The sequence below is a fragment of the Thalassotalea nanhaiensis genome, assembly GCF_031583575.1.
Taxonomy (GTDB): Bacteria; Pseudomonadota; Gammaproteobacteria; order Enterobacterales; family Alteromonadaceae; genus Thalassotalea_A; species Thalassotalea_A nanhaiensis.
The window spans coordinates 2,726,071-2,745,624 of sequence record NZ_CP134146.1 but is presented as its reverse complement, the minus strand read 5'-3'; the positions used below and the strand labels follow the sequence as shown (position 1 = coordinate 2,745,624).

Below are 19,554 nucleotides of genomic sequence, written 5' to 3'. Positions count from 1 at the left end.
ACCACATGATAATAAAAAAACTTGCCTTAGCAGTGTTATTAGGCAGCATCGGAAGTAATGCGCAAGCAGCCGATGAGTTTGTAGTAGATGATATTCAAATTAAAGGTCTGCAACGTGTTGCCCTTGGTGCAGCATTAACTCACATCCCTATTAGTGTGGGTGATGAACTGACTGACTTTCGAATTTCACAATCAATAAAGTCATTATATGCCTCAGGTCACTTTCATAACATCAAAGTATTTCGAGATGGCAATAAACTGGTTTTTCGCGTTAAGGAACGTGAAACTATCAGCGATATTACCTTCGAAGGAAACGATGATATTAAAGACGAACAATTACAAGAAAGCCTTGATGGCAGTAATATTCGTGTCGGTGAAACTCTAGACCGTTCAGTGCTTACTGGTATAGAGTCAGGCTTAGAAGACTTCTATCATGGCGTTGGTAAATATAATGCAGAGGTAAACACAAAAATTACCCATTTACCTCGAAATCGAATTAACCTTACGTTTGAATTTGAAGAAGGTGATGCCGCTGCTATTGAGCAAATTAATATCGTTGGTAATGAAGTATTTAGCGATGCGCAATTATTAGATAAAATTGAATTAACTTTTGATTCGCCATGGTGGGATTTCATGGCGCAAGATCGTTACCAAAAACAAACCCTGCAAGGGGATATGGAAACGATAGAAAGTTATTATCTTGACCGCGGCTACTTAAGATATAACGTTGATTCAACACAAGTATCAATGACACCGAATAAAGAAGGTGTTTATATTACTATGAACGTAACTGAAGGTGAGCAATACACTGTCAGTGAAGTTGAGTTTATTGGTGATATGGCCGGCTATGAAAAAACCATAGAAGCAATATCTCCGCTAAGAACTGAAGAACTTTATAACGGTGCTGAGGTTACTTACACCGAAGATATCATTAGTAAGTTTTTAGGACGTTTTGGTTACGCTTACCCAAAAGTTAAAACCATACCTGAAATTAACGATGAAGATAAAACGGTTAAACTAATTGTTTCTGTCGATCCTGGCAAACGTGTTTACGTAAACCGATTAAACTTTTCTGGTAATGATGTTACTTCAGAACAAGTTTTACGACGCGAAATGCGTCAAATGGAAGGCGCCTGGTTATCAAATAACTGGTTAGAAGCTTCGAAAATGCGTGTTCAGCGCTTACCATATTTTGAAACTGTTGAGTTTGAAACCACACAGTTGCCTGGTGAAGAAGATCTTGTTGATGTAGATTTTACTGTTAAAGAACAACCTTCAGGTTCATTTACTGCGGGTGTTGGTTATGGTTCTTATTCAGGTTTAAGCCTAAATGCCGGTGTTCAACAGAACAACTTCTTAGGTACTGGTAACCGTTTAGCTTTCCAAGTAAACACAATGAAGTACTCTCAAAGTGCTAACTTGTCTTACACCAATCCATACTTTACTATCGACGCAATTTCGCTTGGTGGTAATATTTTCTACAGCGAGTTTGATGCTGGTAAAGCTAACTTGGTTAATTACAACAATACCACTTACGGTGTTGGTATTAACATGGGCTTTCCAATTAATGAATATGTGCGTTTAAATTTAGGTATCGGCTATAAAAACTCTGATATTTCAAATTTACAAACTTATGAACAAATTAAAGATTTTTATGAAGTTTTTAAAGATCCAAACGATCCGGATAAAAAACTAAACTTTGAAACTTATGATATTAATGCAACTTTATCCAGAGTGACCTTAAACCGTGGTACATTCCCTACCGCAGGTTCATCACAAGTATTATCGGCTAAAGTAACCACACCAGAATCGTCTGATGTGCAGTTCTTCAAGCTCAAATATGACTCGAAGTATTACTTCCCATTAACTCGAGATCATAAATGGACAGTTTTAACTCGTTTCGAAGCTGGTTACGGTAATGGTTACGGTGATATCAATGGTCATGATCAACTATTACCATTTTGGGAAAACTTTAGAGCTGGTGGCTCTGATACCTTACGTGGCTTTGAAAACAATACCGTAGGTCCACGTGCGATTTATCGTTATCCAAGTCAAAGTCCTGGTATTCCTGGTGAACCACCAGAAGTTAGTCCACCAGATCAAGATGCTATAGTTGTTTCTGATCGTTCTGTTGGTGGTAATGCGATTGCAATTGCCGGTATCGAATTGATTGTCCCTACACCATTTTTAGACGAAAGTTATACAAATAGTGTACGAACAAGTTTGTTTGTTGATGCAGGTAATGTGTGGGATACTGAGTTTAGTCGTTCAGATTACTCTGCATTAAATCCTATTGAGTATGAAAAAATAGAAGATTACTCTGATCCGATGCGTCTTCGTACGTCGGCAGGTTTATCAATTCAATGGCTGTCACCAATGGGGCCAATGGTATTTAACTTTGCCAAACGTCTTAAAAGTGAAGATGGCGATGACACAGAATTCTTTAGTTTTAATATTGGTAAAACATTCTAGAGCTATTTGTTATAACAAGAAAAAGGCGAGAAACGCCAAAGAAAAAAATTTTATTTAGGAGAATAAATTGAAAACATTAATTAAATCAGTTGCTTTCACAGCGGCAGCAGCAAGCATGTTATTTACTGGTACTTCATTAGCAGCCGATCAAAAAATTGCTACGGTAAACGTACAACAAGTTGTTAGCCAATTACCACAAATGGCTGCTGTACAGCAAACGATCACTTCTGAATTTAAAGAGCAAATTGATGCCCTTAAAAAGATGGAAGGTGATATCAAGTACAAAATTGAAAAGCGTCAACGTGACGAAGCTATTTTAAGCAAAAAAGAAATTGAAGCGTTAGAAGCTGAAATTACTACATTACGTCAAGAATACGCTGGTAAAGCACAGCCTTTACAGCAAGCTCTGAAACGTCGTGAACAAGAAGAGCAACAAAAAATCTTATTGTTAGTAAAAGAAGCTGTAGATTCTGTTGCTGAAAAAGAAGGCTACGACCTTGTTATTCAACAGTCAGCTGTAGCATTTGCTAAGCCAGATTTTGATATTTCGACTAAAGTTGTAGAACAAGCATCTAAAACTAAGTAAAAGTTATTATGATCACATTAGGCGAATTGGCTGATAAATTAGGTGGAGTAGTAAAAGGTGATGACAATTGTCAAATTTCATCACTATCAACACTTACTCAAGCGGGAAGTGGTCAAATTGCTTTTTTAGCAAATGCCAAATATCGTCCTCATTTAGAAACAACTCAAGCGAGTGCTGTTATTGTTTCTGAAGCTAACGCTAAGTATTGTCAAACTAATGCACTCGTTTTAACAAACCCGTATTTAGGGTTTGCCTTGGTTGCTCAGTTACTTGATACAACCCCAAAAGCTGCAAATGATATTGCTTCAACTGCCGTAATTTCTAGTGATGCCACACTAGGCAAAGGTGTCAGTATTGGCGCTAATGCAGTCATAGAAAGTGGCGTAATATTAGGTGAAAACGTTACCATTGGTGCCAATTGTTTTGTTGGTAAAGACGCAATAATAAAAAGCGGCAGTCAACTTTGGTCTAACGTTAGTGTATATCATCGTGTTGAAATTGGTCAGAATTGTTTAATTCAAGCTAATACTGTAATTGGCAGTGATGGCTTTGGTTATGCAAACGATCAAGGTCGATGGGTCAAAATTCCACAGTTAGGCTCGGTTATTGTAGGCGACAATGTAGAAATTGGTGCATGTACTACAATTGATCGTGGTGCGTTGGAAAATACCATTATCGAAGATAATGTGATTCTTGATAACCAAATCCAAATAGCCCATAACGTGAAAATTGGTTCAGGTACCGCAATGGCGGCCTGTAGCGTAATTGCCGGCAGTACCGTTATCGGTAAAAACTGTACCATAGCAGGGTTAGTTGGTATTAACGGTCATATTAATGTAGCTGATGGCTGTGTTTTCACTGGCATGACCATGGTTACTAAATCGGTTAAAGAGGGCGGTGTTTACTCTTCAGGAATACCATCATTGCCGAACAAAGAATGGCGAAAAAATGCGTCTCGTTATAAACACTTGGATGAGATGTATAAGAAAATGGCTGAGCTTGAAAAAGCCATAGCTGAAATAAAAAGTAAATAACAGTAATCGTTTATATGAGTTACTAAGCTATGAGTGCAATGCACTCATTGTTCATTTAAAGGAAATAGCTTTGGACAACACGAACAACGTAATTTCGGTTGAAGAAATTCAAACATTAATCCCACATCGTTATCCATTTTTGTTAATTGATCGCGTTCTTGATTTTGTCCCAGGTAAATCTATTCATGCGATAAAAAATGTCTCAGTTAACGAGCCTGTATTTCAAGGCCACTTCCCAGACTTTAAAATTTTTCCAGGCGTAATGATCCTAGAGGCCATGGCACAAGCAGGTGGCGTCTTAGGGTTTAAGTCCGTTGAAGGTAAAGATGGCGAAATGTTTTTATACGCTTCTGTAGATAATGCCAGATTTAAAAGCCCTGTAACGCCAGGCGATACTATGCACATACATGTAGAACTTGTAAAAGAGCGTCGTGGTATGTGGAAATTTGCGGCACGTGCAGAAGTCGACGGCAAAGTTGTTTGTAGTGCCGATTTAATGTGTGCGAGAAAAGGTGTATAACAACGTGATTCATCCTCAAGCGATAATTGAACCCGGTGCTAAAATAGGCAAAAATGTACGAGTAGGTCCTTGGACTTATATTGGTAATGATGTTGAAATTGGTGATGACTGTATTATTTATTCACATGTCGTTATTAAAGGACCAACGAACATTGGAACTGGCAACCATATCTTTCAATATTCGTCGATTGGTGAAGATTGTCAGGATAAGAAATATGCCGGAGAACCAACTCGTTTAGAAATTGGTAACAATAACGTTTTTCGTGAAAGCTGTACCATCCATCGCGGTACCATACAGGACGAATCAGTAACTATTATTGGTGATGATAACTTGTTTATGGCAGGTGCTCACGTTGCTCATGACTGTGTTATTGGCAACCACGGCATCTTTGCTAATCAAGTGTGTTTGGCTGGTCACTGCCATGTAGGTGATTGGGTTATATTTGGTGGCATGTCTGGTGCGCATCAATTTAGTCATATTGGCTCACATTGTTTCGTAGGTGGTGGTAGTATTGTTGTTAAAGATATTCCTCCTTATGTGATGGTTTCGGGACATCCTTCGTCTGTTTTTGGTTTAAACAGTGAAGGGTTAAAACGTCGTGGTTTTGATAAAGACGTTATATTACAAGTGAAACGTGCCTATAAAGAAGTGTATCGTAAGAATCAAACTATCAGCGAGGCAACCTCTGCCTTAGCCGAGTCTGCTAGCAATTGCCAAGAAGTTAAAGACTTTGTCGATTTTATCAATAACTCTAGCCGTGGCATTATTCGCTAGGGTTACCTTTAGGGATGCCCTTGAATAAACAAGCACCAACCTTCGCAATTATTGTTGGCGAGCACTCTGGGGATACCCTAGGTGCTGGCTTAATAAGTGAATTAAAGAAACATTACCCTGATGCCAAATTTGTTGGTATTGGCGGCCCAAAAATGATCAAGCAAGGCTTCGAAAGCTTATACGCTATGGAAGAACTTGCTGTCATGGGTATCGTTGAAGTCCTTGGACGATTAAGACGTTTGCTTCATGTTAGAAAGTCTATCGTTAATTTTTTCACCGAAAATAAGCCAGATGTTTTCATCGGCATAGATGCACCTGATTTTAATTTAACAGTTGAACAGCGTTTAAAAACTCAAGGTATAAAAACCGTTCATTACGTCAGTCCGTCGGTTTGGGCATGGCGTGAAAAGCGTATATTTAAAATAGATAAAGCCACCGATATGGTGTTGTCTTTATTGCCTTTTGAAAAAGACTTTTATGATAAGCACAACGTTGCCTGCACCTTTGTTGGTCATCCATTAGCCGATGATATTCCAATGCACAGCGATAAACGTAGTGCTAGAGAAAAGCTTGGATTAAACACGGATGCAAAATATTTAGCGATAATGCCGGGTTCTCGTGGCAGTGAATTATCGATATTATTACCTGATTTTCTAGCAACAGCGGCTCTTCTTAAACAACAGCATAGTGATTTACAATTTATAGCGCCGGTTATCAATGATATTCGCGAACAGCAATTTAAACAAATTCAACAAGAGCATGCGCCTGAACTGGATATTCAAATAGTAAACAATGACACTCAAACCGTAATGGCGAGCGCTGATTGTTTATTAACAGCGTCAGGTACGGTAACGTTAGAAGCCGCATTAGTTAAAAGGCCTATGGTAGTTGCCTATAAGTTTAATTGGTTAACAGCAATGATTGGCCGTATTATGGTGAAGATTAAATGGTTTTCATTGCCTAATTTACTTGCCAATAAAACGTTAATACCTGAGTTGTTGCAAGAGCAAGTAACGCCTGAAAATTTAACCAAGCATGTTGAGCCATTACTTTATCAAGATCAAAGCCAGTTGGTTAGCGAGTTTACTGATATTCATAATGTATTAAAACAAAATGCCAGTGAGAAAGCTGCAGCTGCGGTGATGAAATTACTGTAGTAATTTTACGCTGAAGTGAATCCATAATAAGAAATATAACAGGCTAAAAGCCGGAGAAATAACAGAATGAGTGATGATTTTATAAGACCTCAGGCAAATTTAATTGCCGGTGTCGATGAAGTAGGTAGAGGTCCACTTGTTGGTGCAGTTGTTACCGCCGCTGTTATTTTAGATCCTAATAACCCTATTGCAGGGTTAACTGACTCAAAAAAACTCTCAGATAAAAAACGTCAAGCACTGTCTATTGAAATTAAAGAGAAAGCACTGGCCTGGTGTTTAGGGCGAAGTGAGCCCGAAGAAATTGATCAAATTAATATTTTACAGGCGACAATGGTTGCGATGCAACGTGCTGTAGCTGGTCTTAAAGTTCCTGCTGACTATGTATTAGTTGATGGTAATCGCTGCCCTGATTTTGGCTTACCTTGCCATTCAGTGGTAAAAGGTGATTTAAAAGTAGCGGAAATAAGTGCCGCTTCAATTATTGCAAAAGTTGCTCGTGATGATGAAATGTTAGCGCTAGATAAACTTTACCCTGAATATGGCTTCGCCAGTCATAAAGGCTATCCAACTAAGGCCCATTTCGAAAAAATAGCCGAGCATGGTGTGCTCAATTGCTATCGTAAAAGCTTTAAACCAGTGGCAAAAATCGTTGCAGAACGTGGGCTTAGATAATTTATGAACGACCCTAAATTTGTCCATTTAAGAGTACACAGTGACTTTTCAATGTCTGATGGTTTAAACAAAGTTAAACCTATCATTGCAAAAGCTGCTGAATTGAACATGCCAGCGCTAGCATTGACCGACCAAACTAATTTATGTGGTCTGGTTAAATATTACCATGCAGCCCATGGCGCCGGTATGAAGCCGATTATTGGTACAGATTTTTGGGTGCAAAGTGACGAACTTGAAGATGAGCTTTTTCGTTTAGTTGTTATAGCCACAGATAACAAAGGTTATAAAAACCTTACTGAACTTATCTCTAAAGCTTATTTACGTGGCCATATTCAAGGTCGCGCTGCTCTGGATAAACAATGGCTTGTAGAATATAGCGAAGGGCTTATTTTACTCTCTGGTGGTCGTGAAGGTGACATAGGTAAAGCACTATTAAAAAATAATGTTGAACTTGTTGAGCAAATGGTGAGCTTTTATCAGCAATACTTTGCAGATAGATTCTATCTCGAACTAATACGTACGGGTAGAGAAGATGAAGAAACATACCTGCACTTAGCTGTTGAACTTGCACAGCAAACACACCTTCCTGTAGTCGCGACTAATGAAGTTGTTTTCTTATCTTCAGACTTGTTTGACGCACATGAGATCCGTGTGGCGATCCATGATGGATTTACCCTAGATGATAAAAGACGTCCTAAGAAGTATAGCCCTGAGCAATATTTGCGCAGTGAACAAGAGATGGTCGAATTGTTTAGCGATATTCCAGAGGCTCTGGCTAACTCAGTTGAAATAGCAAAACGCTGCAATGTTACCGTTACCTTAGGTGAGTATGTTTTACCAGACTTTCCAACTGAAGGCCTACCAATTGAAGACTTCTTGGTTAAAGTGTCTGAAGAAGGCTTGCAAGAACGCTTAGAGTTTCTTTTTGATAAAGACTCGCCTGAATTTGAAGAATTACGTAAGCCGTATGACGAACGTTTAAAAATTGAGCTTGAAGTAATTAATAACATGGGTTTCCCTGGTTATTTCCTTATCGTTATGGAATTTATTCAATGGAGTAAAGATAATAATATACCTGTAGGCCCAGGACGTGGTTCAGGTGCTGGTTCATTAGTGGCTTATGCACAAAAAATCACAGATCTTGATCCGCTAGAATATGATTTACTTTTCGAGCGATTTCTTAACCCTGAACGTGTTTCAATGCCTGACTTTGACGTCGATTTCTGTATGGATAGACGAGATGAAGTAATTGATCATACCGCAGAGTTGTATGGTCGAGATGCGGTATCACAAATTATCACTTTTGGTACTATGGCGGCGAAAGCGGTTATACGTGATGTTGGTCGTGTTCTTGGGCACCCTTATGGCTTTGTTGACAGAATTTCAAAACTGATCCCGCCGACACCAGGCATGACCTTAGATAAAGCCTTCGAAGAAGAGCCTAAATTACCAGAGGTCTACGCGCAAGATAATGAGGTTAAAGACCTTATCGATATGTGTCGTATTCTTGAAGGAACTACACGAAATGCCGGTAAACATGCCGGTGGTGTTGTTATTTCGCCGACAACGATCACTGACTTTGCTCCGCTTTATTGTGATGATGAAGGCAATAACCCGGTTACTCAATTCGATAAGAATGATGTTGAAGATGCAGGCTTAGTTAAGTTTGATTTCTTAGGTTTACGTACCTTAACTATTTTGCAATGGGCTATTGAAATAGCCGATGAAAAATTGCTTAAGTTAGGTAAAGAACCAATCGATATTGCCGCGATACCATTAGATGATAAAGCATCATTTAATATGTTGCTTGCTTCGAAAACCACTGCGGTATTCCAGCTAGAATCATCGGGCATGAAGTCACTGATTGAAAAGCTAAAACCAGATTGCTTTGAAGATATAATCGCATTGGTGGCCTTATTCAGACCAGGTCCACTTGATTCAGGCATGGTTGATAACTTTATCGAGCGTAAGCATGGCCGTGAAGAAGTTTCATACCCAGATGCACAATGGCAGCATGAATCATTAAAAGAAATTCTTGAACCTACCTACGGGATAATTTTATACCAAGAGCAGGTAATGCAAATTGCCCAGGTACTTGCGGGTTACTCACTAGGTGGCGCTGATATGTTACGTCGTGCCATGGGTAAGAAAAAGCCTGAAGAAATGGCAAAACAGCGTTCAACCTTTGAAAAAGGAGCAATTGATAACGGTGTTGATGGCGAGCTGGCGATGAAAATCTTCGATTTAGTAGAGAAGTTCGCTGGTTATGGTTTTAACAAATCTCACTCTGCAGCCTACGCGCTCGTTTCATATCAAACATTATGGATGAAGGCGCATTTTCCAGCACCGTTTATGGCGGCTGTAATGTCGGCAGATATGGATAACACAGAGAAAATCGTTACCCTTGTAGATGAGTGTAGCAATATGGAATTAACGCTACTTCCTCCGGACGTTAATTCTGGTTTATATAAATTTACCGTTAATGAAAACAATGAAATTGTTTATGGCATAGGTGCGGTAAAAGGTGTTGGTGAAGGCCCTGTTGAAGCAATTATAGCAGCCAGAGAAGAGGGCGGTCCTTTCATTGATTTGTTTGATTTTTGTGCGCGCTTGGATTTAAAGAAAACCAACAAACGCGTGCTCGAGCGATTAATTAAATCTGGGGCTATGGATAACTTAGGTCCTCATCGCGCAGCGATGTTTGCATCATTACCCGAAGCGATTAAAGCGGCCGATCAACATGCTAAAGCTCAAGCTATTGGTCAAGATGATTTATTTGGTTTAATAAACGTTGAAGAAGAAGATGAACGTCAAAGCTTTAAAGAGGTCACTCCTTGGGCTGAAGAAGTATGGCTTGACGGAGAGCGCGAAACTCTCGGTTTATATTTAACGGGTCATCCGATTGACCGTTATTTGGATGAAATTAAAAAGTATGGCTCTACCCGCTTAGTTAATTTGCAGCCCGGAGCGAAAGATAAAATATCGACAGCGACAGGTTTAGTGCTTGGTGTGCGAGTATTGGTAAATAAAAGGAACCGACGTTGGGCACTTGTGACTTTAGACGATAAAAGTGCTCGTATTGATGTGCGATTATTCCCAGACGACTATGAGCGCTTTGAAGAAATCCTACAAAAAGATGAAATTTTAGTCTGTAAAGGACAGGTCAGCTTTGATGATTACTCCGGAGGGCTTACAATGACCGCCCGTGAAGTAATGACGGTTAGCGAAGCTCGCGAAAATAACATTAAATCTATAGATTTAAATGTGTTACGAAATCAGCTAACCCCACAGTTTATTACTGACTTTACGGAGGTTCTTACACCCTACAAGGAAGGCACCTGCCCAGTTAGAATGTTTTACCAACGCGATGAAGCGAAAGCGACTATCGAATTAGGTACGCAATGGCGAGTGTCTCCGGACGATACACTAATGCACGAATTAAAAGTGTTATTGGGTGACGAAAATATTTCGTTAGAATTTTAAATTAATTGCTTGTTTATATGAGCATAATGTCCGAAAAACTTTATACGGACTAAGATATATAGTAACATTGCCGTTTTTCGAGCCTTGTTACTTGCTAAAAGATTAGCATTACAATTATTAGGTAGATTACATATGTCACTCAATTTTTTAGATTTTGAGCAACCAATTGCAGAATTAGAAGCAAAAATTGAAGAGCTTCAATTGGTTAACCAAGGTCAAGATTTAAACTTAGACTTAGAAGCTGAAATTGCTCAGCTTCGTACCAAAAGTGAAGAAAAAACTAAAAAGGTTTTTTCTGACTTAGACCCTTGGCAAGTTTGCCGTATTGCCCGTCATCCAGGTCGTCCTTATACACAAGATTATATTGATCTTATGTTTACTGACTTTAATGAACTTGCCGGTGACAGAGCTTATGCAAATGATGAAGCCCTTATTTGTGGTACCGCTCGTTTAGATGGCAAACCAGTTGTCGTTATTGGCCACCAAAAAGGCCGTGGCACTACTGAAAAAGTACGTCGCAACTTTGCTATGCCTCGTCCTGAAGGCTACCGTAAAGCGTTACGTATTATGGAAATGGCTGAGCGTTTTAAAATGCCAATCATCACTTTTATTGACACTCCAGGCGCATACCCAGGTATTGGTGCTGAAGAACGTGGTCAATCTGAAGCTATCGCTCGTAACCTTAAAGTAATGGCACGTTTAACTGTTCCTATTGTTTGTACTGTTATTGGTGAAGGTGGTTCTGGTGGTGCATTAGCTATCGGTGTTGGTGATAAAGTTAACATGCTTGAATATTCAACGTATTCAGTAATTTCACCTGAAGGTTGTGCTTCAATCTTGTGGAAAACTGCTGAAAAAGCATCTACTGCTGCAGAAGCTATGGGTGTAACTGCACCACGCATAAAAGAGTTAGGTTTAATTGACGATATCGTTGATGAACCACTTGGTGGCGCTCATCGTGACTTTGAAATGATGGCAAATAGCTTAAAGCAAAAAATTAAAGCAGACCTTGTTAGCCTTGAAGGCCAAAAAGGTGATGAGTTAATTGAGAACCGTTATCAGCGTCTAATGACATACGGTTACTGCTAGTAGCAACATTTGAGTTTGCTAAAAAAGAGTGTATTTTTACACTCTTTTTTTATATGTGGAATTTAGAAACGAGAAACGAAGAGCATGTTATGTATTCTGATAAAGTTGATGAATCCTAATCACAATAAATTATATGTCACAGAGACACCCCTTCCTGAACTCATTTCAGGCTCTAGATAAAATCAGATGATGAAACAAGTACAAGAAATAAATATCATCCAAAATTTGGATTGGTCGATGCATCCGCTCTTCGTCTCTCGTTTCCCGTTTCTAGTCTTTCGTTTTTATGATAATGTACCTTCATGACTGACACATCATTAAATCCACTTTGCCAACAAGTACTTAGCTTCCTATCTAAAGATGAATTTGCTAATAAGCCTTTAGTCATCGCTTATAGTGGTGGTGTCGACTCGCAGGTGCTTTTGCACTGTTTAGCACAAATAAAAGATTATTTAATCGCGCCAGTGCATGCGGTGCATGTAAATCATGGCTTAAGTGAACATGCCAGCCAATGGCAACAGTTCACCCAGCAACAGGCAACGCAGTTTGACGTGCCATATGTTGCGGTTGAAGTCGTGATCAAAAAGCAAAATCAGCAAAGCCTGGAAGCGTTGGCCCGTGATGCACGTTATCAAGCTATTTCTGATAATAGTGCAGTCAACAGCGTCGTACTAACCGCACACCATCAGGACGACCAACTAGAAACCCTATTACTTGCGCTAAAACGTGGCTCTGGCATTCAAGGCCTTTCTGCAATGCAAGATGTACGCTCTTTTACTGACAACAGAGTTATTGCTCGACCGTTTCTTTCTATCAGTCGTAAGCAAATTGAAAATTATGCCAATACATTTAAGTTAAAGTGGATTGAAGATGAGTCTAATAGCAATCAAGAGTTTGATCGTAATTTTTTAAGACAAAGCGTTATTCCATTACTTGAACAGCGTTGGCCACAAATAAAAAAAACAGCCAGTAGAAGTGCAAAGCATTGCCAGCAGGCACAAATTCTCGTTGAACAGGTCGCAGAGACCGACTTAAAGCATTGTCAAATATCAAAAGATTCATTGAGTATTGATTTACTTAAGGAATTAAGTAAGCAAAGGTTAATCAATCTTTTACGCTTTTTTATCAAAGTTAACAATAAATTAGCGCCTTCAGAAAAACAAATTGAAGAAGTTATAAAAACTTGTTTTAGCGCAAAGGAAGATAAAAATCCTGAAGTTAAAGTTGGGGACTTTTATATACGGCGCTTTAAGCAGAAATTGTTTATTAGCGATGTATTTGGTGATATTTCTGCTTGGCAAAAACAATTTAGCATAGCTGAATTATTACACACTAAAGAAATCACCTTACCGGATAACTTAGGTAGTCTATACTTTACGGAAAATAAACAGATAGAAAATAGCTCTGAGAGTCAGTTTTTTTTAGCTTATAACGATGTACATGCACAATTAAAATTAGCATTTAAACATGATAATCCAAAGTGTTTACCTGATTTTAGACATCAACGTAGGACGTTAAAGAAAGTACTTCAAGAGTTACAAATACCAACGTGGCAAAGAAGGCGATTGCCTTTAATTTTTATTAACGAACAACTCGCGGCAGTATTACCTTTGTTTATCGACAAGGATTTTACCGCTAATACTAATACAAAATGCCTAAGCATTACTTGGCATAAACATAAATAGAGAAGGTTGATAGTGAGCACATCATTATTTCAAAAAATCCAGAAAGTTAGTTTAGTAAATCAAATTATTGTGGCAATCATACTCGGTTGTATCGTAGCCGTTTTAGCGCCAGAGGCTGCAAAATCATTTGCATTGTTAGGTAGTTTGTTTGTAAATGGCTTAAAAGCTGTGGCACCAATTTTAGTATTTGTGCTGGTAGTGTCATCAATTGCTAATCAAAAGGTAGACAGTGACGCAGAATTAAAACCTATTATTGGGCTTTATCTTGTTGGTACCTTAAGTGCCGCTTTTGTTGCAGTTACCATGAGTTTTATGTTTCCTACCTCGTTAACTCTTGATTTAGCAGGAGCATCAGCTACACCGCCGCAAGGATTAAATGAAGTGTTAACAACCTTGGCGTTTAAAATTGTTGATAACCCAATTAATGCCATTGCAACTGGTAACTTTATTGGCATTTTGGCCTGGGGGTTAGGTTTAGGCTTTGCACTAAAACGTGTAAATGATTCAACTAAATTAATGGTTCATGATGTTGCAGAAGGCGTTTCTGCGATTGTTCGAGTAGTTATCAGACTAGCACCTTTAGGTATCTTTGGTTTAGTGGCAAATACTATTGCAACAACCGGTTTTAGTGCTCTTGCTGAATACTCTCAGTTGTTATTAGTACTAATCGGTTCAATGCTGATCATGGCGCTAGTAATCAATCCTGTGATAGTTTTTGCTGTAACTCGTAAAAACCCATATCCATTAGTATTTAAGTGTTTGCGTGGCTCTGGTATCACAGCATTCTTCACTCGTAGTTCTGCGGCTAATATTCCGGTAAATATGCGTTTATGTAAGCAACTGGATTTGCACGAAGACACTTACTCGGTATCTATTCCTTTAGGTGCAACTATAAATATGGCAGGTGCTGCGATAACCATCACGGTATTAAGCCTGGCAGCGGCTCATACGTTAGGTATTGAGATTGATTTAGCCAGCGCTTTATTGCTTAGTGTCGTTGCTTCTGTGTCTGCGTGTGGCGCATCTGGTGTTGCCGGCGGCTCTTTATTATTAATTCCACTGGCTTGTGGTCTATTTGGTATTAATAATGATGTTGCAATGCAAGTAGTTGCTATCGGCTTTATTATTGGTGTTATACAGGACTCTGCAGAAACTGCGCTTAATAGCTCAACCGATGTAGTATTTACAGCAGCGGCTTCGCACCACATCACTAAAAATTTATAACCATTAAGTTAAGAAACGAAAAGTTAATATGCTTTTCGTTTCTACCTTCCAGTTTCTTCCTTTCGCTTTAATTAGACTTATCCACTCAGCTTGTGGATAACATTGTGTATTACCTTTATACAAAAGATCTTATCCCAATTAAACCGTGATCTAGCAAGCCTTGCTTAATTAATGAACATCGAAGTTATTCGCACAAAAAAGCAATTAAAACAGTTTGAAAATCAACCTTGTTAACAACATAAGTTCTGTGCCTGAAAGTAGCTGTTTAATACCATACAAGCACCAAGACGCATCTTGCACTTTGAGCTAGCACAGCTATATGTTATTCTAGCGCCAAATTTTTCTGCTTTGTTAATCTAAAGGTTTCTACCCGTACAATGAAACATCTACATATGCTTCTTGCCGCCATTAGTGTGGCGTTTTTTACATTCCGTTTTGCCCTTTTGATGACCAACCCTGAAAAGCTAAAGCAGAAATGGTTGAAAATAAGTCCGCACATTATCGATACATTACTCTTTACTTTAGGAATAATTATGGTGATTCAGTATTCTTTATACCCCGGGCAGGTAGATTGGATGACTGAAAAATTAGTTGCAGTTGCAGCTTATATATTTACTGGCTATTACACATTAAAATTAGCTCGCAATAAAACCATGCAGGTTATTGGTTATCTTGGTGCGATGGGCTGGGTAATTTTAATTGCTCGAATAGCAATGACTAAACAAAACTTCTTATTTTGATGAAAGATTTATTATTGTCTGAGTTAAACTCAGACCACATTAATGCAATGCAAGCCGTTAACTTAATTGAGAAAAGTTTACTGGGCTTAGACGAATCAGCCATCGTAGAAAATATGGCTGATATAAATGAGTTTGTGCATTTGTTTCAATCAGAGATTGAAAGTATAGATGATGCATTAGACCGAGCAGAGCGTTTATTAAACTTAATTTTTGTTGAACAACTCTTTGTTGATCATCCGCGACCAAGTTGGCCTGTTAATACTCATCAGCTTAACGACGGAATGGCGTTTCGTTCGATGGCTCCAGCACTAAAGAATTTACTTCTTTTGCATATTATTCGTTGCTGTGGCTTTCAAGTGGATGCCGTTTATGTACCTAATGAAGTAATGTTGCGTATTGTTTGTGATGAAGACTATGCCATTATTTTTAATTGTTTAGATGGCACACCAATTAATTGGCATGAGCTTGACCAACGATTGAATAATGATGAAAATCCAAACGAACATGTTACTTTAGAGGCTATTAGTGATAAAAATTTAATTGTTCAATATTTAATATCTTTGAAAAACTCATTGATCAGAGAACAAATGTTTTCTGAAGCATTACAATGTGTTGAGTTAATATTGGCATTAAACCCAAATGATCCGTATCATCGACGTGATCGTGGTTTTTTATTACAGCAACTTGATTGCTTTAAAGTAGCTTTCGATGACTATCAGTATTTTGTTGAGCGTTGTCCTAAAGATCCACAAGCTAAAATATTACAAATGCAATTAGATATGATTAGCAGTATAGATACTGTTATTCATTAGCAAAAACTACACTATCCCTTTTTTACATGAAGGGGAGACTATAATTTCATTTTCGGAGAACACATGCATAATCAAGCGTTAATCACTAACGATGCTTCAGTCCTTGGTTTATTGGCCATTTTACTTGGTTTGGTTTTTTATACCGCTAATAGCAGTAACCCTAAATGGAAGCGATTTTATACCATCGTTCCAGCCGTATTATTATGTTACTTTTTACCGTCTTTACTAAATACCTTTGGTGTAATTAGTGGTGAAGAGTCGAACCTTTACTTTGTTGCATCTCGATACTTATTACCAACCTGTTTGGTGTTATTAACGTTAAGTGTTGATTTAAAGGCAATTGCCGGCTTAGGTAAAAAAGCAGTAATTATGTTCTTTACTGGTACCGTTGGTATTGTATTGGGCGGCCCGATTGCATTAATGATTGTAGCCAGTTTTGCTCCAGGAGTTCTTGGTGTAGATGGGCCTGAAGCGGTATGGCGTGGTTTAACGACTGTTGCCGGTAGTTGGATTGGTGGTGGCGCTAACCAAGCCGCAATGAAGGAAATTTACGGGGCAGGAGACAAAATTTTCTCTGCAATGATCACCGTTGATGTCATTGTTGCTAATATTTGGATGGCAATCCTATTAGTTATGGCATCGAATGCAAAACAAATTGATGAAAAAGCTGGAGCAGACACATCAGCTATTACTCGTTTAAAAGAAAGAGTAGAAAACTTCCATGCTGAGCACTCTCGTAATCCTGCACTTCATGATTTAATGATTATTTTAGCCATTGGCTTTGGTGTAACTGGTTTTGCTCACATCTTTGCCGATGCCATTACGCCTTATATGGTGACGAACTTTCCTGAACTGGACAAATTATCTTTCCATAGTAAATTTTTCTGGATGATAGTATTTGCCACTACTGTTGGTATTATTTTGTCATTTACTCGTTTACGTAAACTTGAAGGTGTAGGTGCCAGTAAAGTTGGCTCGGTAATGTTATATATTCTTATAGCTTCAATTGGTATGAAGATGGACGTTACCATGATTGTTGAAGCGCCGATTTATTTCGTTATAGGTGCTATTTGGATGATAATACACGCGAGTCTTATGTTATTTGTCGCTAAACTAATCAAAGCACCACTGTTTTATATGGCTGTAGGTAGCCAGGCCAATGTTGGTGGCGCAGCCTCTGCACCTATTGTTGCATCAGCGTTCCACCCATCTTTAGCTCCGGTAGGTGTTTTATTAGCTGTTTTAGGCTATACAGTAGGTACATATATGGCGTGGTTATGTGGCCAAATTTTACAAGTTGTTTCTTAATAAGGATTTCTCATGGGTTTACAAACGATAGATTTTGCTAACGTAAGTGTTGATAACAACAAGCCGTTCGTGTTGTTTGGCGGTATGAATGTGCTGGAATCTCGCGATATGGCAATGAAAATCGCAGAGCATTATGTTGAAGTAACAACGAAGCTTGGTATCCCTTATGTATTTAAGGCTTCTTTTGATAAAGCCAATCGCTCGTCAGTGAACTCATTTCGAGGTCCAGGAATGGATGCTGGTTTAAAAATATTTGAAGAAATAAAGTCTACTTTTAACGTACCAATTATCACTGATGTGCATGAAACTTACCAAGCACAACCGGTCTCTGAAGTTGTTGATGTTATTCAACTGCCTGCATTTTTGGCTCGTCAAACTGACTTAGTTGTGGCGATGGCAAAAACTAATGCTGTTGTAAATGTGAAAAAACCACAGTTTTTAGCTGCTCATGAAATGCGCCATATCATTAACAAGTTCAGCGAAGCGGGTAATGAAAACGTTATCTTATGTGAGCGCGGTAGTTGCTACGGATATAACAACTTGGTTGTTGATATGCTTGCGATGGATGAGATGACTACAATGGCGCCAGTTATTTTTGATGCGACTCATGCACTACAAAAGCCAGGCGGTAGAAGTGATTCTGCTGATGGGCGCCGTGCTCAAGCCGCACAGTTAGCTCGAAGTGGTATGGCGTTGGGTATTGCAGGTTTATTCATTGAAGCTCATGAGAACCCTGATGAAGCCCTTTGTGACGGTCCTTGTGCACTACCATTGCATGCATTGGAAAACTATTTAGTACAAATGAAAGCAGTTGATGACTTAGTGAAATCGTTTGAGCCATTAATCACTGACTAGCTTTATACAATCTTGATTTAATACAAGGCTGCACTATGCAGCCTTTATTTTATGAACGTAAAATGCAAATTTTGTATAGGTGTTATAAATAAATGTTTACTTTATATACAAATATCTATAGAGTTGCGTTGTTAACTATTCCCATCTTGTTTATTTAACCAATTATCACTGCGATAATTAATGTTATGTCTTTCCCTTTCACAGTCAGTCATCACGCAAAACAAAAAGCTTAACGTTGTCTGAGTTATCGAGCAAAGTCTCGATCATACTGTTGTTTTAATTTTTAAAAAATTATAATCGTCGTACTTATAGCACAATGCTACATTGCGACTAGTTCAAACAATAAAAAGCTTTTCATATTCATGCGCCAATACGTCAAAAAGTATCGCGCTAATTAAAAAGAGTTTTATTATGTCATATACATATAATGGCAAGATTTATTCAATTAAATCGCCAATACAATCAATCTCTGTCAATAAACACAATATTGTGGTGACAGATCAAACTTGTTCACAGTTATTGAAGTTTAATAATGTGAATGATACAAAGTGTTTTTTGGCGTGGGTTGTTCGCGCCTAATTAACATTTGGATTAGAAAATTTCTACTTTAGATATTCTGCTAATTATTTAAAACAAAAAAGCGCCTATTAAGGCGCTTTTTACTTCATGGATGAAGGAATGCAAACTGCCATGGACGGCTTTAAGTTTGTAACTTCATGGATGAAGGAATGCAAACTGCCATGGACGGCTTTAAGTTTGTAACTTCATTGACAAATAAATTCTATTTGACCATGGTTTACCAATAGGTAGTCTTTACTGAATTAATCAGCAATTAACTCTTGATACTCTTCGTTGTTTTCAAGGTCACGTTCAACTTCAAGATCAATTTGCTCTTCATTAAGTTGAGTCATAGCAGTGATTTCAACATTTTGCTCTTCGTTCATTTCTAAACGCATTGCTTCTAGGTTGTCTTCTACGCTAATTGCAGCGATTCGAATTTGTTGAGCTTGTGCGTGAGTAACAGCACTGTCTTCAGCAGCAGCATTAAAAGCAAAAAATGGTAATACTGCAGCAGTTGCGATAGCGATAATAGTATTTGTGTTCTTTTTCATGACTTAAGCCTCTTAATTAATATGGTGCTAT

General features: G+C 38.4%; 16 protein-coding genes. 15 read left to right on the top strand and 1 reads right to left on the bottom strand.

Going from position 1 to position 19,554, the window contains the following annotated elements:
* Nucleotides 1-5 precede the first annotated feature (5 nt).
* From bamA to kdsA, 15 genes are all read left to right on the top strand, one after another.
* On the top strand, nt 6-2,471 hold the full coding sequence (bamA, locus tag RI845_RS11935) for an outer membrane protein assembly factor BamA (protein ID WP_348386391.1): 2,466 nt from the start codon (nt 6-8) through the stop codon (nt 2,469-2,471).
* A gap of 67 nt (nt 2,472-2,538) precedes the next feature.
* Nucleotides 2,539-3,057 carry an OmpH family outer membrane protein gene (locus RI845_RS11930; protein WP_348386390.1) on the top strand — a complete coding sequence of 173 codons (519 nt, stop codon included), beginning with the start codon at nt 2,539-2,541 and terminating at the stop codon, nt 3,055-3,057.
* A gap of 8 nt (nt 3,058-3,065) precedes the next feature.
* Nucleotides 3,066-4,091: a UDP-3-O-(3-hydroxymyristoyl)glucosamine N-acyltransferase gene (gene lpxD / locus RI845_RS11925; RefSeq protein ID WP_348386389.1), complete on the top strand. Its 1,026-nt coding sequence runs from the start codon at nt 3,066-3,068 to the stop codon at nt 4,089-4,091.
* 70 nt (nt 4,092-4,161) lie between these two features.
* Nucleotides 4,162-4,611 carry a 3-hydroxyacyl-ACP dehydratase FabZ gene (gene fabZ, locus RI845_RS11920; protein ID WP_348386388.1) on the top strand — a complete coding sequence of 150 codons (450 nt, stop codon included), beginning with the start codon at nt 4,162-4,164 and terminating at the stop codon, nt 4,609-4,611.
* A 4-nt stretch (nt 4,612-4,615) separates the two neighbouring features.
* A complete protein-coding gene (gene lpxA / locus RI845_RS11915) occupies nt 4,616-5,386 on the top strand; it encodes an acyl-ACP--UDP-N-acetylglucosamine O-acyltransferase (RefSeq protein ID WP_348386387.1) in 771 nt (256 codons plus the stop codon).
* 20 nt (nt 5,387-5,406) lie between these two features.
* Nucleotides 5,407-6,543 (top strand): lipid-A-disaccharide synthase, encoded by a 1,137-nt coding sequence (gene lpxB / locus RI845_RS11910; protein ID WP_348386386.1) that lies wholly within the window; start codon nt 5,407-5,409, stop codon nt 6,541-6,543.
* Nucleotides 6,544-6,609: 66 nt separating this feature from the next.
* Nucleotides 6,610-7,215 carry a ribonuclease HII gene (gene rnhB, locus RI845_RS11905; protein ID WP_348386385.1) on the top strand — a complete coding sequence of 202 codons (606 nt, stop codon included), beginning with the start codon at nt 6,610-6,612 and terminating at the stop codon, nt 7,213-7,215.
* A gap of 3 nt (nt 7,216-7,218) precedes the next feature.
* The gene (dnaE, locus tag RI845_RS11900) at nt 7,219-10,698 is read left to right on the top strand and encodes a DNA polymerase III subunit alpha (RefSeq protein ID WP_348386384.1); all 3,480 of its coding nucleotides are present in this window, start codon (nt 7,219-7,221) and stop codon (nt 10,696-10,698) included.
* Nucleotides 10,699-10,830: 132 nt separating this feature from the next.
* Nucleotides 10,831-11,787 carry an acetyl-CoA carboxylase carboxyl transferase subunit alpha gene (accA, locus tag RI845_RS11895; RefSeq protein ID WP_348386383.1) on the top strand — a complete coding sequence of 319 codons (957 nt, stop codon included), beginning with the start codon at nt 10,831-10,833 and terminating at the stop codon, nt 11,785-11,787.
* 302 nt (nt 11,788-12,089) lie between these two features.
* Nucleotides 12,090-13,472: a tRNA lysidine(34) synthetase TilS gene (tilS, locus tag RI845_RS11890; RefSeq protein ID WP_348386382.1), complete on the top strand. Its 1,383-nt coding sequence runs from the start codon at nt 12,090-12,092 to the stop codon at nt 13,470-13,472.
* Between the two features lie 6 nt (nt 13,473-13,478).
* Nucleotides 13,479-14,696 (top strand): serine/threonine transporter SstT, encoded by a 1,218-nt coding sequence (sstT, locus tag RI845_RS11885; RefSeq protein WP_348386381.1) that lies wholly within the window; start codon nt 13,479-13,481, stop codon nt 14,694-14,696.
* A 377-nt stretch (nt 14,697-15,073) separates the two neighbouring features.
* Nucleotides 15,074-15,436 (top strand): SirB2 family protein, encoded by a 363-nt coding sequence (locus RI845_RS11880; protein WP_348386380.1) that lies wholly within the window; start codon nt 15,074-15,076, stop codon nt 15,434-15,436.
* 14 nt (nt 15,437-15,450) lie between these two features.
* Nucleotides 15,451-16,248, top strand: a complete 798-nt coding sequence (locus RI845_RS11875) for a tetratricopeptide repeat protein (protein WP_348386379.1) — start codon at nt 15,451-15,453, stop codon at nt 16,246-16,248.
* A gap of 63 nt (nt 16,249-16,311) precedes the next feature.
* Nucleotides 16,312-17,556, top strand: coding sequence for a DUF819 family protein (locus RI845_RS11870; RefSeq protein WP_348386378.1), 1,245 nt, complete (start codon nt 16,312-16,314; stop codon nt 17,554-17,556).
* A 12-nt stretch (nt 17,557-17,568) separates the two neighbouring features.
* The gene (kdsA, locus tag RI845_RS11865; RefSeq protein ID WP_348386377.1) at nt 17,569-18,411 is read left to right on the top strand and encodes a 3-deoxy-8-phosphooctulonate synthase; all 843 of its coding nucleotides are present in this window, start codon (nt 17,569-17,571) and stop codon (nt 18,409-18,411) included.
* An 821-nt stretch (nt 18,412-19,232) separates the two neighbouring features.
* Here the strand turns inward: kdsA and RI845_RS11860 are convergent.
* A complete protein-coding gene (locus RI845_RS11860; RefSeq protein WP_348386376.1) occupies nt 19,233-19,523 on the bottom strand; it encodes a hypothetical protein in 291 nt (96 codons plus the stop codon).
* Nucleotides 19,524-19,554: the final 31 nt, after the last annotated feature.

Bases quoted from the DNA above. Each gene is read 5' to 3' on its own strand.
- bamA (WP_348386391.1), top strand. From the start codon at position 6: ATGATAATAAAAAAACTTGCCTTAGCAGTGTTATTAGGCAGCATCGGA.
- lpxD (WP_348386389.1), top strand. From the start codon at position 3,066: ATGATCACATTAGGCGAATTGGCTGATAAATTAGGTGGAGTAGTAAAA.
- rnhB (WP_348386385.1), top strand. From the start codon at position 6,610: ATGAGTGATGATTTTATAAGACCTCAGGCAAATTTAATTGCCGGTGTC.
- dnaE (WP_348386384.1), top strand. From the start codon at position 7,219: ATGAACGACCCTAAATTTGTCCATTTAAGAGTACACAGTGACTTTTCA.
- accA (WP_348386383.1), top strand. From the start codon at position 10,831: ATGTCACTCAATTTTTTAGATTTTGAGCAACCAATTGCAGAATTAGAA.
- tilS (WP_348386382.1), top strand. From the start codon at position 12,090: ATGACTGACACATCATTAAATCCACTTTGCCAACAAGTACTTAGCTTC.
- RI845_RS11880 (WP_348386380.1), top strand. From the start codon at position 15,074: ATGAAACATCTACATATGCTTCTTGCCGCCATTAGTGTGGCGTTTTTT.
- RI845_RS11870 (WP_348386378.1), top strand. From the start codon at position 16,312: ATGCATAATCAAGCGTTAATCACTAACGATGCTTCAGTCCTTGGTTTA.
- kdsA (WP_348386377.1), top strand. From the start codon at position 17,569: ATGGGTTTACAAACGATAGATTTTGCTAACGTAAGTGTTGATAACAAC.
- RI845_RS11860 (WP_348386376.1), bottom strand. From the start codon at position 19,523: ATGAAAAAGAACACAAATACTATTATCGCTATCGCAACTGCTGCAGTA.